The sequence below is a fragment of the Microcoleus sp. Pol14D4 genome, assembly GCF_036701245.1.
GTDB lineage: Bacteria > Cyanobacteriota > Cyanobacteriia > Cyanobacteriales > Microcoleaceae > Microcoleus.
In genome coordinates this window covers 1-18,579 of the sequence record NZ_JAUBQM010000004.1, presented here as the reverse complement: position 1 = coordinate 18,579, position 18,579 = coordinate 1, and the positions used below count along the sequence as shown (strand labels likewise).

Genomic DNA, 18,579 nt, shown 5'->3' with positions numbered 1-18,579 from the left:
TGATGCACAAATGGGGAATGCCTTCTGCTTTCTACATAAAAGCCGAATGCCTTCTACACAAGAGCCGAATGCCTTGGGACCATTACCTGTTGGCGACTTCCTGAAGTTGCAGCCGTTGAGATGGGGAAGCTACGTGAGCCGCGAGCATCCAGGAATCCAGAGTCCGCCGCAGTTCCTCGCGTCCTTGGTAGTCTTCCAATCTAAATCGAACTTTATCGCCCTCAAACAAAATCAGCGTGGGCAGACTTGTCAACCGATAAGTGTGGGCCAATTTGAAACATTGATCGGCATTCACCCCGACCAGCTTGACTTTTTCTGCCCACTGTGCTTCAAAAGTCTTAAGCGTGGGGTCGATCGCGCGGCACAAACCGCACCAAGGAGCCGAAAAGTGAACTAAAACGGGGGTAGAGGCTTGAAACACCTCTTGTGCAAAAGTGCGTTCGCTAACCGACAACACCATGATCCCTCAAAATTTAATAATTTTTTTTCTATCCTAGGGATCATGCTACCAGTATATGTTCCTAGTGACACGCATCAAAAAAGGATGAATTTCCCACAGCAAACCAGTAAAAATGACTACACCTACGTAGGAAGGGCGCAGAAACTCAAGCAAATCAAGGGTTTGACGCTTTTGTATGATTGCCAAAAAAGGCATGATTGAGGTTCGAGATTTGATGGTTTCAAAGGATTCTCCAAAACGAGCCTGAAGTCGCCTGTCGCCGTGCCACACTCCGAAGAGGTGGTGAAGTACCAAACCGATGGAAGTGACGAGGGTAAAGCTAGTGCCAATCCACAGGGTGTGGGCCACGCACCAAATCACCTGTCCCACCATTTGCGGGTGACGGGTGATACGAATGATGCCAGTTTCGTAGAGGTGAACTTGGGGCTTTTGGACGGCGGCAATTTCTAGGAGGTTGAAAGTTGCTGGGTACAGAAACAGAAAGGAAATTGCCGAAAGTATCCAAACAGCAGGTTTAACTCCGGGTAATCCCTGTACTTGCCAAAGCTGTACACCGTCGTAGCGGTGGTTGAAAAAGTAGACAATCAGAATGACGGCTAGCGGCAAACTGACAAGGGCAAAAAAAACGCGGTAAAGTCTCGGCCCGATCAGCTTTTCACCTTTGGGCCGGAGGGCTGCTAAACCGCTGTGGGCGATCGCAAAAACCAGTAATAGACCCAGAATAACTAAGTGGGAGTCGAGCGCCAAGTCGATCGTCATTGCAAATATTAAGAAAAGTTATTGATTCTCGGCCAATTTGTGTCACAAAGTATCTATGGGAGCATTCAGCGGTTATCAGTCAGTTAACTGTTCACTGTTCGCTGTTGACTGTTGACTGTTCGCTGTTCGCTGTTGACTGTTCGCTGTTGACTGTTCGCTGTTTGCTGTTCGCTGCCTACAGTCAACCGTCAACCGTCAACTGACAACTGACAACTGACAACTGACAACTGACAATTTAGATATATGTCTGACCTTCCTTTCACTTTAGACCAGTTACGCATTCTCAAGGCGATCGCCTCTGAAGGAAGCTTCAAACGCGCCGCGGACAGCCTCTATGTATCCCAGCCAGCAGTTAGCTTGCAGGTGCAAAACTTAGAGAGACAGTTGGACGTGCCGCTGTTTGACCGGGGGGGGCGGCGGGCGCAACTGACCGAAGCCGGACACCTGCTGCTGAGTTACGGCGAGAAAATTTTATCGCTTTGCCAGGAAACTTGTCGAGCTCTGGAAGACTTGCAAAATCTCCAAGGCGGTACTTTGATCGTCGGCGCTTCTCAAACAACGGGAACCTATTTGCTGCCCCGGATGATCGGGATGTTCCGCCAAAAGTACCCGGATGTAGCAGTACAGCTTCACGTTCACTCGACCCGCCGCACGGCGTGGAGTGTGGCAAACGGGCAAATCGATTTGGCAATTGTTGGCGGAGAGATTCCTACCGAACTTGTAGAAGCTTTAGAAATTGTTCCTTACGCTGAGGACGAACTGGCTCTGATTCTTCCTCCGTCTCACCCGATGGTACAACAAGAAAGTATCCAAAAAGAAGACCTTTACAAATTGCAGTTTATATCCCTCGATTCGCAGTCTACGATCCGCAAAGTAATCGATCAGGTACTGACTCGCTGCGGCATTGACACGCGCCGCTTAAAAATAGAGATGGAACTAAATTCGATCGAAGCAATTAAAAATGCCGTTCAGTCGGGGCTGGGAGCGGCTTTTGTCTCGGTTTCGGCGATCGAAAAAGAGTTGCTCATGGGCGTCTTGCACAAATCTCAAATGGACGAAGTTTTGGTAACTCGCATTTTGTCGCTGATTTACAACCCCAACCGCTACCGTTCTAAAGCAGCAGAGGCCTTCAGCAATGAAATTTTGCCCCAATTTGCTACTTATTCGACCATCCTGGAGAAGAAAGAACCCCCGGCGCTCGATTTGGGATTCATAGAAATAGCAACTCCCAACTCGGCAGGAAGTTAATCTCTTAGGTCGCTGGCAGTTAGCAGTTCGCGGTTAGTTGAGAAATCGAAATCTGATTTAACAATCGCTTTTTCTTCCCTCTTCCCTCTTCCTTCTTCCCTCTTCCTTCTTATTAGCAAACAAAAATGGAAGTTTACTGCACCCGACCGGGCTGCCCGCGCCCTCAAAACTATTTTCCCGACCTTGATGACAGTTCGCGGCTCAAAACGGTGCAGCAAAAGTTTTGCACCGCTTGCGGGATGCCCATGATTTTGAGCGGGCGCTATTTGCCCGTGAGGTTGTTGGGTCAAGGCGGTTTTGGGGCGGCATTTTTGGCCAGAGACCGCTATACTCCCGCGATGCGGCAGTGCGTTGCTAAACTTTTGCAGCCCTCGGTAAATCTGACTCCGGCCCAGCTAAAAATCGCTCAAACTCTTTTTGAACGGGAAGCGGCGGTGCTGGAAGAACTGGGAAACGAACATTCCCAAATTCCGAGTTTGCTGGCTTTTTTTGAGCTGACTGTTACGAGTTTGCAGCCGGGAAAAAACGATCAGTTTTTCTATCTGGTTCAAGAATTTATTGACGGTAAAAATTTGGAGGATGAACTAGCTGTTAAAGGCAGGTTTTCGGAGGCGGAAACGGTGGAGGTGCTGCGGGAAATTTTGAAGGTTCTAGATTTTGTGCACTCTCGCGGTTCGATTCACCGGGATATTAAACCTGCTAATATTATGCGGGGTAAAAACGGTCGGCTTTATTTATTAGATTTTGGGGCTGTTAAACAAGTTACACAAAGTGTTGGGAGTGCAAAAGCTTCGACTGGTATTTATTCTTTGGGTTACGCTCCGCCAGAACAGATGAGCGGGCAAGAAGTTTATCCGGCAACGGATTTGTATGCTTTGGCTGTAACTTGTATTACTTTGCTGAGTGGTTTGCAGCCGACGGAGCTTTTTGATAGTTACAGAAACGAGTGGAATTGGCAGTCACGGGTGCAGGTAAGTTCGCGTTTGGCTCACGTTCTCGATCGAATGTTATTATCAGCTCCCAGCCAGCGTTTTCAATCTGCGAGTGAGGTGGAAGCGGCTCTGATGTCTGGGCCTCAACAACATTCTCAACCACCTACAGTCGTGGTGGCGCCGCCTCCGATACCTCTTCAACCGACTCTACCTCCTCCTGTACGGGTTCCTGCAACACCTTCAGGAGGGCTGCAACCTTCGCAGAGAAGGAATTTTTCGATTTGGGAGGTTTTGTCGGGGGCGGCGTTTACGGGTTTTGAGGCGGGGGTGCTGGCGATCGCCCTGACGAGTTTGCTGCCGTCTCCTGGCTTGAGTATCGGATTGTTGGGGATGATTGTGGCGGGTTTGATTTACGGCCAGTACCGCAGGGCGATCGAACAAACTGAGATGTTAATTATTGGTGCAGGTACTGTGGCTTTGCTTTGGTTTTTCCCGGTTTTACAGACGGCGGCACTTGCGATTTATCCGAATTCTCCGATCGCTGGCGTGTTATTTGTGGGATGGTTGGGTGCTTTGGGTGCGATCGCTGGAACAGCTATTTTTCGCCTGATTTATAAGTTACTTTCAAACGTTTTTTAATGTAATAGTCATCGCAAGAAAAGCCTGTTTTGAACAGGCAAGATGCCTGTTCCACAATAATTAATTATGGGAGATGTCTAATTTAAAATGCAGACTCAGAAGTCTATCTGCCCTAATTGGATCATTGCTTGGGGCCCAGAAGCCCGATCGCACCCTGCAACTTGGGAAACTTCCGGTTTTGCCATAATCGGAGCTGAACCCACCTTCAGCCCCAATCGGCGATTTGTGCTGGTAGGTGACTGCTGCTTCGATCGCACCCCAATGCTCCAACAACAGATTGATACCGATGGATTGACCGATTTGGCGATCGTCGGGCGGCTGTGGGAGCAGTACGGTACTAAAACACTGAGCTTGCTGTCAGGACAATTTGCCCTTGCTGTGTGGGATAGAGAGGAGAAAACCTTGTGTCTGGGGCGCGATCGCGTGGGAGCCAAAACCCTCTATTACACCCGTACAGGAACGACTCGCTGGCTCTCGCCTCGACTGCGATCGCTCAATCCGTATCACGATCGAGAACTTGATTTAGTTGCTTTGCGCGACTACTTGTCCTGTGCCTTTGTACCCGGAGCACAAACGCTGTGGGAAGCAGTGCGAGAGTTGCGGCCCGGTAGCTACCTGTACTTACCGGATATTGAGGCGCAGAGATACTGGCAGCCACAGGAGCAAATTACTAATGCCGATCGCCCTTTGGAATGGCACAGTCAACAAGTGCGATCGCTTTTGGAACAACTGGTGCAGGAAGCGCTACCAGCGGGAGAACCAGTCGCAGCATATCTTTCGGGTGGTATTGATTCAAGTTGCGTCACGGCGATCGCAGCGCGACTGCACGATCGTCCAGTACACACTTTCTCGATGCACTTTGGCGCTCAATATCCCAGCGAGATTGAATTTGCCAACATCGTTGCGGCACATTGTGGCAGTGAGCACCACGTTTTGGAAGTTTCGCCGCAGCAAATTTGGGAATTGCTGCCGGAAACGCTGGCGGCGATGGACGATCCGGTGGGGGAAGGCTTGACGGTGCCAAATTTGCTGCTGGGGCGATCGGCAAAGCAATTCGCAGACGTGGTACTCAATGGCGAAGGCGGCGATCCGTGCTTTGGCGGGCCGAAAAATAAGCCGATGTTGCTGAATAGTTTGTATGGTTCAATTCAGGGTAAACCAGATCCGATCGCAGCTTACTTGACTTCGTTTCAAAAATGCTATGTGGATTTGCCACGTTTGCTGAAGCCGAAGGTTTGGGAAAAGGTGAAGAATGCGCCTTCCGTCTTTGCTGAGGAATTGCAACAGACAGAAACGACGTTTTTGAATCGGCTGATGCGGCTCAACATTGAGTTTAAAGGAGCCGATTACATTTTGACCAAGGTGAATAATCTCACCGCTGCGGCGGGATTGGAAGCGCGATCGCCTTTGTTTGATTCGCGGATGGTGGCGCTGAGTTTGCAAATTCCGCCAGAGTACAAGCTTTCGGGTGCTCAGGAAAAAGCGGTTCTCAAAGCTGCTGTGGCGGATTTGCTGCCCGATGTCATTGTCAACCGTCCGAAAAGCGGGATGGTGATGTCGATGCAGCAGTGGTTTTTGAGGGATTGGCAGCGGCAAGCGCGATCGTTGCTGCTGAATCGTCATGCGGCGATCGCGCCTTACCTCGATCGAACACTAATCAGCGAGTGGCTAAACTATCGTGGAGAAGTTTTTCCCCGCTACGGGCTGAAGCTGTGGCTGCTGGTGACGCTGGAAATTTGGTTACAAGTAAATCGCCGTTAGTTATCCAAAATTAGGATACGGCGCCGTGCCTTTCGTCATGTTAAATTCAGCAGTTGACGCCCAAATTGCTCGATCGACACTGGCATTTTCCCTATGCGGTTTTCGCTCTGGTTTATAGAACCGATTTGACATCTTTTAGGCTGCCAGCCTTTTAATCATCAGCGTAATAATATGAATTCCGGTTGTATTGGAATGATTAAACCGCAGAGGGCGCAGAGGATACAGAGAAAGGGAAGAGAGAGATGAATCATTCCGATGCCAACGGATTTGATATAAAAGCAAGATTTACCTTGGTCGTTGAATTAGCCAGAACTCTCTCAAAATTATTAACCATGATTTTGCACCTTTCTCTCCAAGAATTTCATATCATGTCCGAGCGATTAAGGATAATATCCCGGTCGGGGCGAGTTTTTGAGATTGTCAATTATTGGCAGGTCTTCTTGGTGAACCCGCCCTACAAAAATCGCGGTTTCCCGACCGGACATGATATCAGTTGTGATTTTTTTATTTAACAATCCGCATTTTTAACCCCCAATTTCAAGCACTATTTTACCGGTTACTGAGCCTGTTTCTAACAGTTCGTGAGCGGCTTGCGCTTCTTCGAGAGGGAAAGTTTTGGTGACGTGAATTTTTAGCAAGTTGCGATCGCACAAACGAGCACACTTCTGCAAAATATGAGCCTGCTGTTCCTGTTCCTCCACCAAACCTTCTAGCATTGGTGTTAACATTAATTCCAGACTAATTCTCAGATTCCGCATTCTCGCTGTTTTCAAATTGCCCAAAGCTGGATCGGGTTCCAAAATTGTTACCAAATCTCCATAAATCTTCACAGCCGGAATAGTTTGATAAAAAGTTTCTCCCCCGACTGTATCGAAAGCCAAATCAACTCCTTGTCCTTGAGTCCAGGTCAAAACCTCATCGACAACATTGGTATTTTTGTATAAAATAACTGAATCTGCACCTAAGTGCTTGACAAAATTGGCTTTTTCCTCAGAACTAACAGTCGTGCAAACCTCTGCCCCCTGTAATTTCGCCAACTGTACCGCGACGTGGCCAACACCGCCTGCACCAGCTTGAACCAGCACTTTTTGGCCGGCTTGCAAGCGCCCTCGATCGTACAGCGATTCCCAAGCTGTAATTAAAACTAACGGTGCCGCCGCCGCCTCAGCAAAACTTAAAGCAGCAGGCTTGAGGGCGAGAAAGCGTTCGTCTACAACGGCAAACTCAGCATAAGTACCGATCGACCCGCCCAAACCGCCATTGCAGAAAAAAACTTCGTCTCCCACTTGGAAACTTTGCACGCCAGCACCGACAGCCTCTACGACTCCAGCACCGTCGCACCCCAAAACGTGAGGAGCTTTATCGGGGTAAAAAGTGCCGCGCGATCGCAACTTAGTATCGATCGGATTGATACCCGCCGCTCGCAACCGCACCAAAACTTCAGTTTCTGTTTGTATAGTAGGAGCGGGGATATGTTGTAGTTTCAATACGGACGGGCTTCCGGGGGTTTGAAAAACAATCGCTTTCATCATGGGTGTTACACTAGATCAGATAATCCCTAGACTTTATTGTACATTGCTTAGCAAAGCCACAAAAAAAATCGTTTATCCCAAAATTTATGATTGTTGTTGAAAGGCCGTACATATATCGGCAGCATCAGTTTTATAAACAACTTGATGACTTATCGTTTCTGTCGAGAAATCTCTACAATTACGGTAAATATTATATGAGGAACCACTTTTTAAATTCTGGATCTAAAGTTGGCGGTACTAGAATTATCAAACAGTTATCTGCTATCCTAAAACCTACAGACTGCTCTCAATCATTACCTGCTAAAATTAGCAATCAAGTTCTTAATCAATTTGTTATAGATTGGGACGATTGCAACAAGTCAATCAGAGGTTACGATCCACCTATACCTAAATTTTCATTCCTCTCCAGCATCCCCCAATACAAACATAAAATCTGGGAACGTAAATTTTTAATTCAGGATAACCAGTCCATAGAAAAAAAGGGAGGTGACAAAAATAATGGACTACTTCATTTCTCTCAAAGTGACATAATAATTTCTACAAAATCCCAAAATGTCATCAAGGTAAGGATAGGTCTTGAAACAGCGCTCTACTTTGTTGAGGCTGCCCATCAAAAGCTTGTAACTTTGGTGGATTTAAATTATCACCTCATAGCAGGTATAGATTTAGGCTTTGATCGCTTCGTTGCTTTGCCATCCAATAAGCCAACATTTACTCCAACAACATATCATAAAAAACATCTCAAATCAATTAATCCATGTTGCCATCAGCGCCGAGCATTTTTACTGTCAAAACGTGACCAGGGAAAATCTACCACGCGCCAAATCCAGCAAATCACCTTTAATCGAAACAAGCGATTAGAAAACTACCTTCATCAAACCAGCAGTTTGATTGTCAAGCGGTTGGTGGCTGAGAAAATAATCCAGTTAATTATTGGCACAAATGTGAGGGAGAAACAAAATATAAAGTTACAAAAAAAGCCTCATAAATTTGTGAAAGTTCCTCCTGACCAGCTCATAAAATATATTACTTACAAAACTGAGCTATTTGGTATCAAGGTAATAGTTACACAAGCATTTTATACAAATAAGTGCAGCTTTTTGAATTTAGAGCCTGTCGGTAAGCAAGAGTCTTACCAGGGTAAGAGAGGTAAACGAGGGTGGTTTAGGTCTTTTAAGGAAAGTTGGATTAATGCTGATGTGAATGCAGCGTTAAATATGATTATAAAAGTAAACGTAAGCTCACCCTTAGAGGAGTGCCACAACCGTATATATGTGTTTGCAATTTCACCTGTACGGGTTGAACCTGTACAAAAAGAAACACAAAAAGTTGGGTAATGTTAAGTATTGCCCGGTTTTGTGTCAACTCTTAACTCTCTTGTCGCCTTCACGGCGATTTGACCTTGTATTCGTTACCCATCCGTGACGATACTTAGTTATTTTTAAATAGATTGGCTTCAGATAACTACAATAATTGTCGAGCGGTGCTAATCGATGTTCGAGCTAGATTTATTTTTTTACTTTGAGATTCTTGCATATTTTCTGGGATTATCGGCGATTTTAGCCTTGGTGTCCGCGATTTATCTCAAGTGGCACCGACGGCCTTCCAACCTACCACTAACCCAAGAGCAACAGCAGTTGGCAGAATTAAAACCAGACGATTTATCTGCGAGATTGAAAATGCGGAAAAACTTTTTGATTTTCCCCAACCCAAATCAGTGGCCGGCAACTGACAGCTTCTTGGGTAAAGTTTTAGGTATGGGCCGCGCTGTATTCTGGGCCAAGCAAGAACGCCTAAGTGTTAATTCTTCGCCTCTTTTGGGGCCTGGAACTAGCAAAACCCTAAATCTGAGCATTTTGGGTTCGATGGGAGAAAATCCCGATCGCCCGAATGCCGAGAATCCTCCCAAAGTTACTCCTTCCGAGCAATTAGAGGAAGATTTGCTGGGCGAAATCCTAGCAGGTACTGATTCGCCGGGTGGAGCACAATTCTTTGATGCCTTAGTTTGCCACTTAGCCTCAGCACTCGGAGTTCGCACCGCCGTCGCTGCCAAATCGATTAAGTCGAAGGCACGCACCGATGCTGCTGCCGATAGATTGCAAATTATCAGTTTTTGGAGTGACGGACAGCAGCAGCCAAACTTTGAGTGCGACACCGCCAATACTCCTGAAGCGCGGGTGCTGGAGGCGGGAATGTATTCCTGTCCCGACAACCTCTGGGAAACCTTTCCAGAAGACCGCAGACCGGTAGTTACAGGTGCGCGCAGTTTCCTGGGAGTCTTGCTGAAAAACTCTTACGGCGAACCTTTAGGCATTATTTGTATTTTTCACGATCGACCCCTGGTCGAAGCACATCTTGCCAAATTCCGATTAATTCTCAGCATCTTTGCGGGACGGGCCGCCGCCGAATTAGAGCGGCAGCGCCTAGAAGCAGCACTTTCCACTGTAGAAGCGAAATACTGCGCCCTGGTAGAACAAATGCCCGCTGTCACATACATTTCTCCCCTCAACCGCAAGGCTGCCAAACTTTACATCAGCCCGCAAATAGAGACTTTTCTAGGTTATTCTGTAGCTGAATGGAGAGCAGATCCCGACTTGTGGCTGAAACTCGTTCACCCAGAAGACCGCGACCGCGTGTTAGTTGAAAACGCTACACAGAAATTCACCGATGGAGAAGATATCTTCTGCGAGGGGTCGCTGGTTTCAGAATACCGCGCGATCGCCCGCAACGGTCGAGTCGTCTGGTTCCGCGATCAAGCAACCGCAGTTCGCGATGAAGCAAGCAAGTCTGTCATCCTTCAAGGCGCAATGTTTGATATCACAGAGACTAAAGTAGCTGCCAGCGCGCTGCTAGAAAGCGAATACCGCTATTACACCTTGGCAAAAATACTGCCGGTCGGGATTTTCCGCGCCGACGCTGCTGGAGATTGCTTGTATGTCAATGAGCGATTTTTGGAGATGGCGGGACTGACTGCGCCAAAGGCACTAGGCGAAGGTTGGGCGCAAAGTTTGCATCCGGAAGACCGCGAGCGCGTTTTGAGCCAGTGGTATCGCGCTGTCACAGACAAGTTGCCCTGTAAGTTAGAGTATCGCTTTTGCAACGGTGACTTCACAACCTGGGTATTTTGGCAAGCAGTGCCAGAAATGACCAAAAGCGGGGAAGTTCTAGGCTATCTCGGCACGTTGACCGATATCACCGATCGCAAGCAGGCAGAATTCGCGCTGCAACAGGCGGAAGAGAAATACCGCAGTATTTTTGAAAATGCGATCGAAGGCATTTTTCAGACAACGCCCGACGGACGCTACCTCAGCGCTAACCCTGCTTTGGCGAGAATTTACGGCTACGAGTCGGCCACCGAATTGATCGCGAATATCCAAGACATAGACCGCCAACTCTACGTCGATCCCAACCGACGTGGGGAGTTTTTGCGCGCGATCGAAAAACACGGTTTTGTGTCTGAGTTCGAGTCCCAAGTTTACCGCGCTGACGGCACTACTATCTGGGTTTCCGAGAACGGCCGGGCAGTTCGCGACCCTGACGGAAAGTTACTTTACTACGAAGGCACTGTCGAAGATATTACCCTCCGCAAAATAGCCGAAGATAAGTTAGTACACGATGCTTTGCACGATATGCTAACCGGTTTGCCCAACCGATCTTTATTTATGGATCGCTTGGGACACGCGATCGATCTTTCAAAACGCCGTCCCGAGATTTTGTTTGCGGTGCTGTTTATCGATCTCGATCGCTTTAAGGTTGTTAACGACAGTTTGGGGCATTTAGTGGGCGATAGGTTGCTGATCGCGATCGCGCAGCGCCTGGGAATCTGTTTGCGCGCTGGAGATACCGTTGCCCGTCTCGGCGGCGACGAATTCGCTATTTTGCTGGAAAATATCAAAAGCACCGAGGATGCGATCCAGATTGCCGAACGAGTGCAAGCGGAACTGGCAGAGCCTTTTTACCTTAACGAGTATCAAGTTTTTACCAGTGCTAGCATTGGGATTGTTTGTTCTGGTGTTCCTCCGCGTCCAACGGAAACCCGCAAACTGTCGAGTCCCGAAAATCAGGGAAATATAGATCGGGAAACTTCTTTGTCTTGCTTATCTTCCGACTCTCCTGTTCCCAATGTCCCGTTGTCCATATTGTACGATCGACCTGAAGAACTACTCCGAGATGCAGATGCTGCCATGTATCATGCTAAGGGATTGGGCAAAGCTCGCCACGAAGTTTTTGACTTAAGTATGCACACTCGCGCCGTCGCCCTTTTGCAACTGGAAAACGACCTGCGACGCGCTTTAGACTCCCAGGAATTTCAGCTTTACTATCAGCCTATCGTCTCTCTAGTTACTGGTAAAATCAGCGGTTTTGAAGCGCTGATGCGGTGGTATCACCCGCAGCGGGGTGTCGTATCTCCTGGCGAGTTTATTTTAGTAGCAGAAGAAACTAGATTGATTATACCTATGGGCTGGTGGATGATGCGATCGGCTTGTCATCAGATCCACGAGTGGCACCAAAAATTCCCAGCAAATCCGCCGTTGACTGTCAGCGTCAACCTTTCTAACCAACAATTTAAACAACCGGATTTAATCGATCGCCTTCGCGAAATTTTACAAGAAACTCAGCTTGACCCCCGCACTTTAAAGGTAGAAATTACTGAAGGCGTCATCATGGAGAATGCCGAATCAGCAGTGGCTATCCTTGCGGAATTGAAAAATTTAGAAATTCAATTATATATTGACGATTTCGGAACGGGCTATTCTTCTTTGAGCCGCCTGCACACTTTTCCAACTGATGCTTTAAAAATCGATCGAGCTTTTGTCAGTCGCATGACTGAAGATGAAGGCAACGAAGCGATTGTACAGACTATTTTAATTTTAGCCAGTCATTTAGGTATGGATGTAATTGCTGAAGGAATCGAAACCATCGAACAGCTTAATTTACTCAGAGCGCTGCAATGCGAATACGGACAAGGATACTTTTTCTCAAAGCCGATAGACAGCATCGCAGCCACACTTTTGATAGAAAGTCAACCCAAGTGGTAATGAGTCAGGAGTCATTAGTCATTGGGAATTGCTAATTCGGAATCGGGAATCGGGAATTGGAAATTGGAAATTAGAAATTAGAAATTAGCAAGTGGAAGTTAAAACCTTCTTCCTTCTTCCTTCTTCCTTCTTCCTTCGGACTGACATCCGTTACATCCGTTACAGAATCCGTTGCCGAACTTCCTTCTTCCTTCTTCCTTAAACTTTCGCTTCCAAAGACTTGAGAAACTCAGTATTTACCCCCGACTCCCGCGTCAGGGCAATTTTCCCAGTACGAGCAATTTCCTTAATCCCAAATCTATTGAGAACCTGGACGATCGCCACCATTTTACCGGGATCTCCGACAACTTCCAATGTCAGCGTATCATCACCAATATCGACCACTCGGGCTCTAAAAATTTGAGCTAACTCAATGATCTCCGATCGCGTCCCGCTAGCAGCATTAACTTTCAGCAACATCAACTCGCGTTCCACACAGGGAATTTCTGTTATATCCTGAACTTTTAGCACGTTAATCAACTTGTACAGTTGCTTGGTCAACTGCTCGATAACCTGGTCATCTCCGGGTACAACCATTGTAATCCGAGATATTCCCCCTTGCTCAGCCGGGCCAACGGCGAGACTTTCAATATTAAAACCCCGACGGGCAAACAAACCAGCAATTCGAGTGAGGACACCCGCTTCATCTTCAACTAAAACCGAAAGAGTGTGTTTCATTTCTCCAAAAAGACGCATTTCGTGCAATTCTACTTTTGCCAATTCGCCTTTTAGCAGAAGTGCACGCCCATTGAACCTGCATTAGACATTTTATCGCGAGTTATATCATTTCCGGTTACACCGGAATGATGTTGACTGTTGACGGTTGAGTGTTGACGCCGCGAACAGTGAACACTCAACGCCGTGAACAGTTAACTCGAATTTACTATTCCGATGCTGACGGATTTGATATTATTAGCTGTTCATCTGCGGGAAAAAACAATATATTAAGCTGTGGGGGCGAGAGTCACCTCCGATCGACAATACCAATCATCGATCGGCCTAAATCCCTCCCCACCCGCTTATTGTTGTCGATGGCACCCACAGGATCTAAGTTTTTTTTGTGTACGAACCGACACAATTCCTCGTTAGAATAAAAACTTTTCAGGTCTTGTCGTTGACGGGGACTGAAATTTTGAGACCAAATTAATCTCAAAATTCCTTCACAGAAAAACCCGGTGTTGCAGCGACGGCATCTGGCGGCGGACTTGTTCTAGTCTATCGGGATTAATTTCTGCGATCGCCACACCCGGTTCCTCTCCGGCATCCGCCAACACCACACCCCAAGGGTCTACAATCATCGCGTGACCGTGAGTTTGACGGCGACCGTAGTGGCGGCCAGTTTGTGCTGGGGCAATCGTATAACAAGTATTCTCGATCGCCCTAGCTTGCAATAAAACCTTCCAGTGATCCTTGCCAGTGTAAGCAGTAAACGCCGCTGGCACGAACAAAATATCAGCCCCCTTGTACGACAAATGCCTGTACACTTCCGGGAACCGCACGTCATAGCACACCGAAAGCCCCAGCGTCCCAAACTCCGGCGACACATAAACCGACGGCAAATCTTCACCAGCTTTCACAGTGTTCGATTCCCTGTAAGTAATGCCGTCGGGAACATCCACATCGAACAAATGTACTTTTCTGTACCTTGCCACTTCAGTGCCGTTTGGGTCTACCAGCAAACAAGTATTGTATACCTTCCCCCCTGGAGTCGGCACTGGAAATCCGCCGCCCAGAATCGTTACCTGGAACCGTTGGGCCATCGTTTTGAGGAATTTTTCGCTTTGGAGTCCGATCGCCTCTGCTAAAGCAATCTTTTCCTCCTCTTCGCCCATAAACGAGAAATTTTCTGGTAAGGAAACTAACTCGGCACCCCGACGTACTGCCAGGTCGATTAATTCCTCTGCCTGAACCAAATTTTTTTGCAGGTCAGGCAAGCTAGTCATTTGAATTGCTGCGGCGAGATAAGACTTCATCGATTCACAATATTAGTCATTAGTCATTAGTCATTAGTCAGTAATGATTAGTCATTGGTAACTAATTTGATAACTAAATAGTTGATATCCTTGGATTTTACACAGTTATACGCTGTCTAGCACGAACTGGTATGGTTTGAGAGTTTTGATATTTGAGCTTTAAATTAACCTGTAACTCAGAATTCAAAAATCAAAACTCTCAACTTTTACCTCCTAGGTTTTGCCACCTAATTGGCCTCAAATCTTAAGGCATTGGATGGAAAAGCAGGTCTGGGAAAAAGCGGTTAAATTCAATTAAAGCCGCAGCTTGAATAGATATCCAAAGGATAGCCAATACTGGTGCTGTCGAAAGAAACTTGACAAAGTATTGCATGAATTCTGCTCCTGAAAATTCGAGACAGTTGGTAATTGCCGATCGGTCTATGGCTAATTGCTAATTTCCAGTTAATGAATTAACTGTTAGCTATTAGCTCTTTTCCATTTCCCAATTTTAGCGGGGGGAAACAGTAATTTCGTCGTCCTTCGCAAACATTTCACCGCTGGTGATTGATGTGAGAGCTGCCAGAGGCCATAAAACGCCGCTCAGCATACATTTGATTGCCAAAGGAACGTCGATAATAATCTCTTTTTCCTCTGGGGTTGCTGATTTTTTGGTAACTTGCAGATAAGAACGGCCCACCCAACCAATCCAACCTGCGATATACAAGAACAGTATGCTAGGAATCAAAAAGTCCCCTGCTTTGCTCAAGTTGCCGTCTACGATTAAGTGCGGGTATCCTTCCGGGCCGCACATAGCTTGAGAATAGCGATCGAATCTTGCTTTCGCAGATGCCGGGTCGCCATTGGTAGAACGTGCATTTTTAGCCAGTTCCTTGAATTCGGGAGAGTCCTTGCACGGCACTAAATTGTAAGCCGAAGCAACTGGAGCAAAACTGATCCAGACACTCAACACTAAAATTGCAGCAAACAATCGTCGCATGGAATTGTTTCCTTTTGTTACAAAACAATAAGTTTTTGTACAAGCATTTCAACTTGCCGATCTGGAATCCAGATTACCGTGTTTGTTGACAGTGTAAAGTATCCATCATTGATGCGGCAAATCCCAATAGAATGAGGGATTAGCGTTTTCATAGGTCAATGCTGAGCTAGCAATACCGCGAGGATATTCCTTCCTTGCATCAGATGATGACCTTACCTGTCGATCGGTCAAAAATCCCTTAACTATAACCTGAGTACAGGTAGAGGAGGGGACTTGCGCCGAATTAGTTAAGCTAGCAATAACTAACCTATCAAATAAAATTACCAGTTAATGGCAACCATTTTCGCAATCGAAACAAGTTGTGACGAAACAGCAGCAGCAATTGTTAAGAATCGTCAAGTTTGCAGCAATGTTGTAGCATCACAAATTAAAATCCACGAGCAGTTTGGCGGAGTAGTGCCGGAAGTGGCTTCGCGGAGTCACCTAGAAATGCTAAATCAGGTAATTGCCCAGTGTCTCGGTGAAGCAAACCTGAGTTGGTCAGAAATTGACGGCATTGCAGCGACTTGTGCCCCCGGTTTAGTAGGTGCATTGTTGGTCGGGCTGACAGCGGCAAAAAGCTTGGCAATAGTCCATCAAAAACCTTTTTTAGGCGTCCACCACCTCGAAGGGCACATCTACGCTTCTTACCTTACCGAACCAGATTTGCAGCCACCGTTTTTGTGTTTGTTAGTTTCCGGCGGACACACTAGCTTTATTTATGTCAAAGATTGCGGCGTTTATGAAACTGTAGGACACACGCGCGACGACGCCGCCGGCGAAGCTTTTGATAAAGTCGCGAGACTGTTGCAGCTAGGATATCCCGGCGGGCCGCTGATTGACAAATTGGCCGCCCTTGGCAATCCCCAAGCATACCCTCTACCAGAAGGCAGAATTTCCTTGCCAGGTGGCGGCTACCATCCTTACGACAGCAGTTTTAGCGGGTTGAAAACGGCAGTTTTGCAATTAGTACAGAAACTCAAGAAACAAAATAACAATGTGGGTGCGGAAGGCATCTTGCCTGCCTCTACAATTAATGATATTGCGGCCAGCTTTCAGGAAACTGTAGCCAAGGGTTTAACCAAAAGAGCGATCGACTGTGCCGTAAATTTCGGGCTTACCACTATTGTAGTCGGTGGCGGAGTTGCAGCAAACAGCGGACTGCGAAAACACTTACAAGCAGCAGCAGCAAAACACAACTTGCGAGTATTGTTTCCGCCATTAAAATATTGTACAGACAACGCAGCAATGATTGGCTGTGCCGCTTCAGAACACTTGCAGCGAGGACACACATCACCGCTGACTTTGGGAGCAAATTCAAGAATGGCCCTCAGCGATATTATGGAACTGTACAAGAGTCATTAGGCATTAGGCATTGGGCATTGGGCATTGGGCATTGGGCATTGGGCATTGGGCATTGGTACTAACTCACAAATAACCAATAACCAATAACCAATAACAAGAGTCAACAGCCAAAAGTCAACATTCAACAGTCAACAGTCAACAGTTAACCGTCAACCCAACGATGAAAATTCGCGACGCAGAAGAAAGCGATTTGCCAGCAATTGTCAAAATATATAATGCAGCAATACCGGGCAGAATGGCCACAGCAGATTTAAAACCAGTCTCAGTCGAAAGCCGCCTCCCTTGGTACAGAGAACACTCGCCCAATTACTGGCCGATTTTGGTAATGGAATCAGAACAAAATATTGTTGGCTGGCTGAGTTTTCAGCTTTTCTACGGACGCGCCGCTTATCAGCATACAGCAGAAGTTAGCATCTACGTCGCACCCGATCGCCAACGCTGCGGAATCGGACAAAATTTATTGCAATCGGCAATTGTGCGGAGTCCAGAATTGAAGCTTAAAACTCTCATAGGAATAATTTTTGCTCACAATCAGCCGAGTGTAAGATTGTTTGAGAAATTTGGCTTTCAGCGGTGGGGATATATGCCACAAGTTGCCGAACTTGACGGCGTTGAAAGAGATGTCGTAATTCTCGGTTTGCGTTGTCTGTAGGGAAACGGCAATGCTTTTTATCGTGTTAACTTAAGATTAAAAACCTTTGTATTTCTCGCTTATAGCCGAGGCCAGATCCCCCTAAATCCCCCTTAAGAAGGGGGACTTTGAATGCTATTTCTTGTCCCCCCTTCATAACGGGACGAAACAGAAGACTCTTCCCCGTTAAAAAGGGAGACTTTGAACACTCTTGTCCCCCCCTTCTTAAGGGGGGTTAGGGGGGATCTGGACTCAGCTACAAGCGAGGTTTTCCCAAGCAAAATCGGCCCAGACGATCTGATGTTTGCTCAATCTGCTAAAATTTGAATTTCATCCAAAGATGCGATCGCCACATCAGCATTTTCCAAATGACTAACCTGGGCTTTTCCCCAACAAATCCCGATACAGCCAGCAGCGCCCGCATTTTTACCCATCTGAATATCGCCCGCTGAATCTCCCACCATCAAAGTTGCTGCCGGATTTACTCCGAGTTTCTCACAAGCTTGCAAAAACAATTTCGGATCAGGTTTATGAAGCGTTGAATCCACTCCCATTTCTAACTGAATCCACTCGGCTAATGCGTGGTATTTCACAAATTTTTGCACCGATTCTGTTGTAGCAGCCGAAAGAATTCCCAGTTTTAAACCCGATTCCGAAAGATATTTCAGCACTTCCAAACTGCCGACAAATAAAGGAGAAACAGCACTATTTTTAAACATTTCGTCAGCTTCGTCAAAAGCGCGACGCGCAATAGTTAAAGATTCCAGCCATCCCCTGCCGGTTTCGGCGATGTATCCCGCTGCAACAATCTCATTTTCCCTGCGACTACCGACTGCTAGCAAGCCTGTGGGGTCGATGCTGCCACCTTCGATGCCGAAAGCCATTTGTAAAGGCTCTCCAACGCCCGGAATTTGAGCGTCTGCGAGGCGCGATCGCTTAATTCCCAACAATCTCAAAAATTCTTGAGAATCCTCTAGAGTGCCGTCTTTGTCAAAGATTACGGCTTGGATATTCGAGAAGGTAATACCCCGACATTTAATAGTAACCAAGAATCTGAACTCCGTAATTTTTATATTTTTTGTATCGTCTCATATTGTCCTATTTTTCTGGGGGGGTGACAACCCGCCCCAAACCCATAGTTAGTAAGGATTGAGCCAACTTGTGGTAAAAAAAGATAGGCAGC

15 protein-coding genes are annotated in these 18,579 nt (G+C 46.8%); 7 read left to right on the top strand and 8 right to left on the bottom strand.

Annotation, left to right across the window (positions count from 1 at the left end):
- Positions 1-82: 82 nt before the first annotated feature.
- Together QUA33_RS03270 and QUA33_RS03265 are read right to left on the bottom strand one after the other, a co-directional pair.
- Positions 83-460 (bottom strand): thioredoxin family protein, encoded by a 378-nt coding sequence (locus QUA33_RS03270; RefSeq protein ID WP_006635621.1) that lies wholly within the window; start codon positions 458-460, stop codon positions 83-85.
- 45 nt (positions 461-505) lie between these two features.
- Entirely contained in the window at positions 506-1,219 is a 714-nt protein-coding gene (locus tag QUA33_RS03265) for an NnrU family protein (RefSeq protein ID WP_333146440.1), read from the bottom strand.
- Positions 1,220-1,462: 243 nt separating this feature from the next.
- Between QUA33_RS03265 and QUA33_RS03260 the strand changes: the two genes are divergently transcribed.
- The 3 genes from QUA33_RS03260 to QUA33_RS03250 all read left to right on the top strand — a co-directional run bounded on the left by QUA33_RS03260 (position 1,463) and on the right by QUA33_RS03250 (position 5,799).
- Positions 1,463-2,467, top strand: a complete 1,005-nt coding sequence (locus QUA33_RS03260) for a LysR family transcriptional regulator (protein ID WP_190663891.1) — start codon at positions 1,463-1,465, stop codon at positions 2,465-2,467.
- A 125-nt stretch (positions 2,468-2,592) separates the two neighbouring features.
- A complete protein-coding gene (locus QUA33_RS03255; RefSeq protein ID WP_333146438.1) occupies positions 2,593-4,038 on the top strand; it encodes a serine/threonine-protein kinase in 1,446 nt (481 codons plus the stop codon).
- An 87-nt stretch (positions 4,039-4,125) separates the two neighbouring features.
- The gene (locus QUA33_RS03250) at positions 4,126-5,799 is read left to right on the top strand and encodes an asparagine synthase-related protein (protein ID WP_333146436.1); all 1,674 of its coding nucleotides are present in this window, start codon (positions 4,126-4,128) and stop codon (positions 5,797-5,799) included.
- Positions 5,800-6,323: 524 nt separating this feature from the next.
- On the opposite strand, the gene QUA33_RS03245 is transcribed toward QUA33_RS03250, so the two are convergent.
- Positions 6,324-7,328, bottom strand: coding sequence for a zinc-dependent alcohol dehydrogenase family protein (locus tag QUA33_RS03245; RefSeq protein ID WP_333146620.1), 1,005 nt, complete (start codon positions 7,326-7,328; stop codon positions 6,324-6,326).
- Between the two features lie 89 nt (positions 7,329-7,417).
- Between QUA33_RS03245 and QUA33_RS03240 the strand changes: the two genes are divergently transcribed.
- A complete protein-coding gene (locus QUA33_RS03240) occupies positions 7,418-8,668 on the top strand; it encodes a transposase (RefSeq protein ID WP_333146434.1) in 1,251 nt (416 codons plus the stop codon).
- Positions 8,669-8,824: 156 nt separating this feature from the next.
- Entirely contained in the window at positions 8,825-12,370 is a 3,546-nt protein-coding gene (locus QUA33_RS03235) for an EAL domain-containing protein (RefSeq protein ID WP_333146432.1), read from the top strand.
- A gap of 198 nt (positions 12,371-12,568) precedes the next feature.
- On the opposite strand, the gene ilvN is transcribed toward QUA33_RS03235, so the two are convergent.
- The 4 genes from ilvN to QUA33_RS03215 all read right to left on the bottom strand — a co-directional run bounded on the left by ilvN (position 12,569) and on the right by QUA33_RS03215 (position 15,361).
- Entirely contained in the window at positions 12,569-13,087 is a 519-nt protein-coding gene (gene ilvN / locus QUA33_RS03230; RefSeq protein ID WP_333095566.1) for an acetolactate synthase small subunit, read from the bottom strand.
- Between the two features lie 482 nt (positions 13,088-13,569).
- Positions 13,570-14,382, bottom strand: coding sequence for a carbon-nitrogen hydrolase family protein (locus tag QUA33_RS03225; protein ID WP_333146430.1), 813 nt, complete (start codon positions 14,380-14,382; stop codon positions 13,570-13,572).
- Between the two features lie 244 nt (positions 14,383-14,626).
- Complete coding sequence (psaJ, locus tag QUA33_RS03220) at positions 14,627-14,755, bottom strand: photosystem I reaction center subunit IX (protein WP_333037175.1); 129 nt, start codon at positions 14,753-14,755, stop codon at positions 14,627-14,629.
- A gap of 117 nt (positions 14,756-14,872) precedes the next feature.
- Positions 14,873-15,361, bottom strand: a complete 489-nt coding sequence (locus tag QUA33_RS03215) for a Photosystem I reaction center subunit III (RefSeq protein ID WP_333037176.1) — start codon at positions 15,359-15,361, stop codon at positions 14,873-14,875.
- A gap of 330 nt (positions 15,362-15,691) precedes the next feature.
- Here QUA33_RS03215 and tsaD point away from each other — a divergent pair, with 330 nt between their 5' ends.
- Together tsaD and QUA33_RS03205 are read left to right on the top strand one after the other, a co-directional pair.
- Positions 15,692-16,765 (top strand): tRNA (adenosine(37)-N6)-threonylcarbamoyltransferase complex transferase subunit TsaD, encoded by a 1,074-nt coding sequence (tsaD, locus tag QUA33_RS03210; RefSeq protein ID WP_333146428.1) that lies wholly within the window; start codon positions 15,692-15,694, stop codon positions 16,763-16,765.
- 160 nt (positions 16,766-16,925) lie between these two features.
- Entirely contained in the window at positions 16,926-17,417 is a 492-nt protein-coding gene (locus QUA33_RS03205; RefSeq protein ID WP_333146426.1) for an N-acetyltransferase family protein, read from the top strand.
- A gap of 287 nt (positions 17,418-17,704) precedes the next feature.
- On the opposite strand, the gene QUA33_RS03200 is transcribed toward QUA33_RS03205, so the two are convergent.
- Positions 17,705-18,445: an HAD family hydrolase gene (locus tag QUA33_RS03200; protein ID WP_333146424.1), complete on the bottom strand. Its 741-nt coding sequence runs from the start codon at positions 18,443-18,445 to the stop codon at positions 17,705-17,707.
- Positions 18,446-18,579 lie beyond the last annotated feature (134 nt).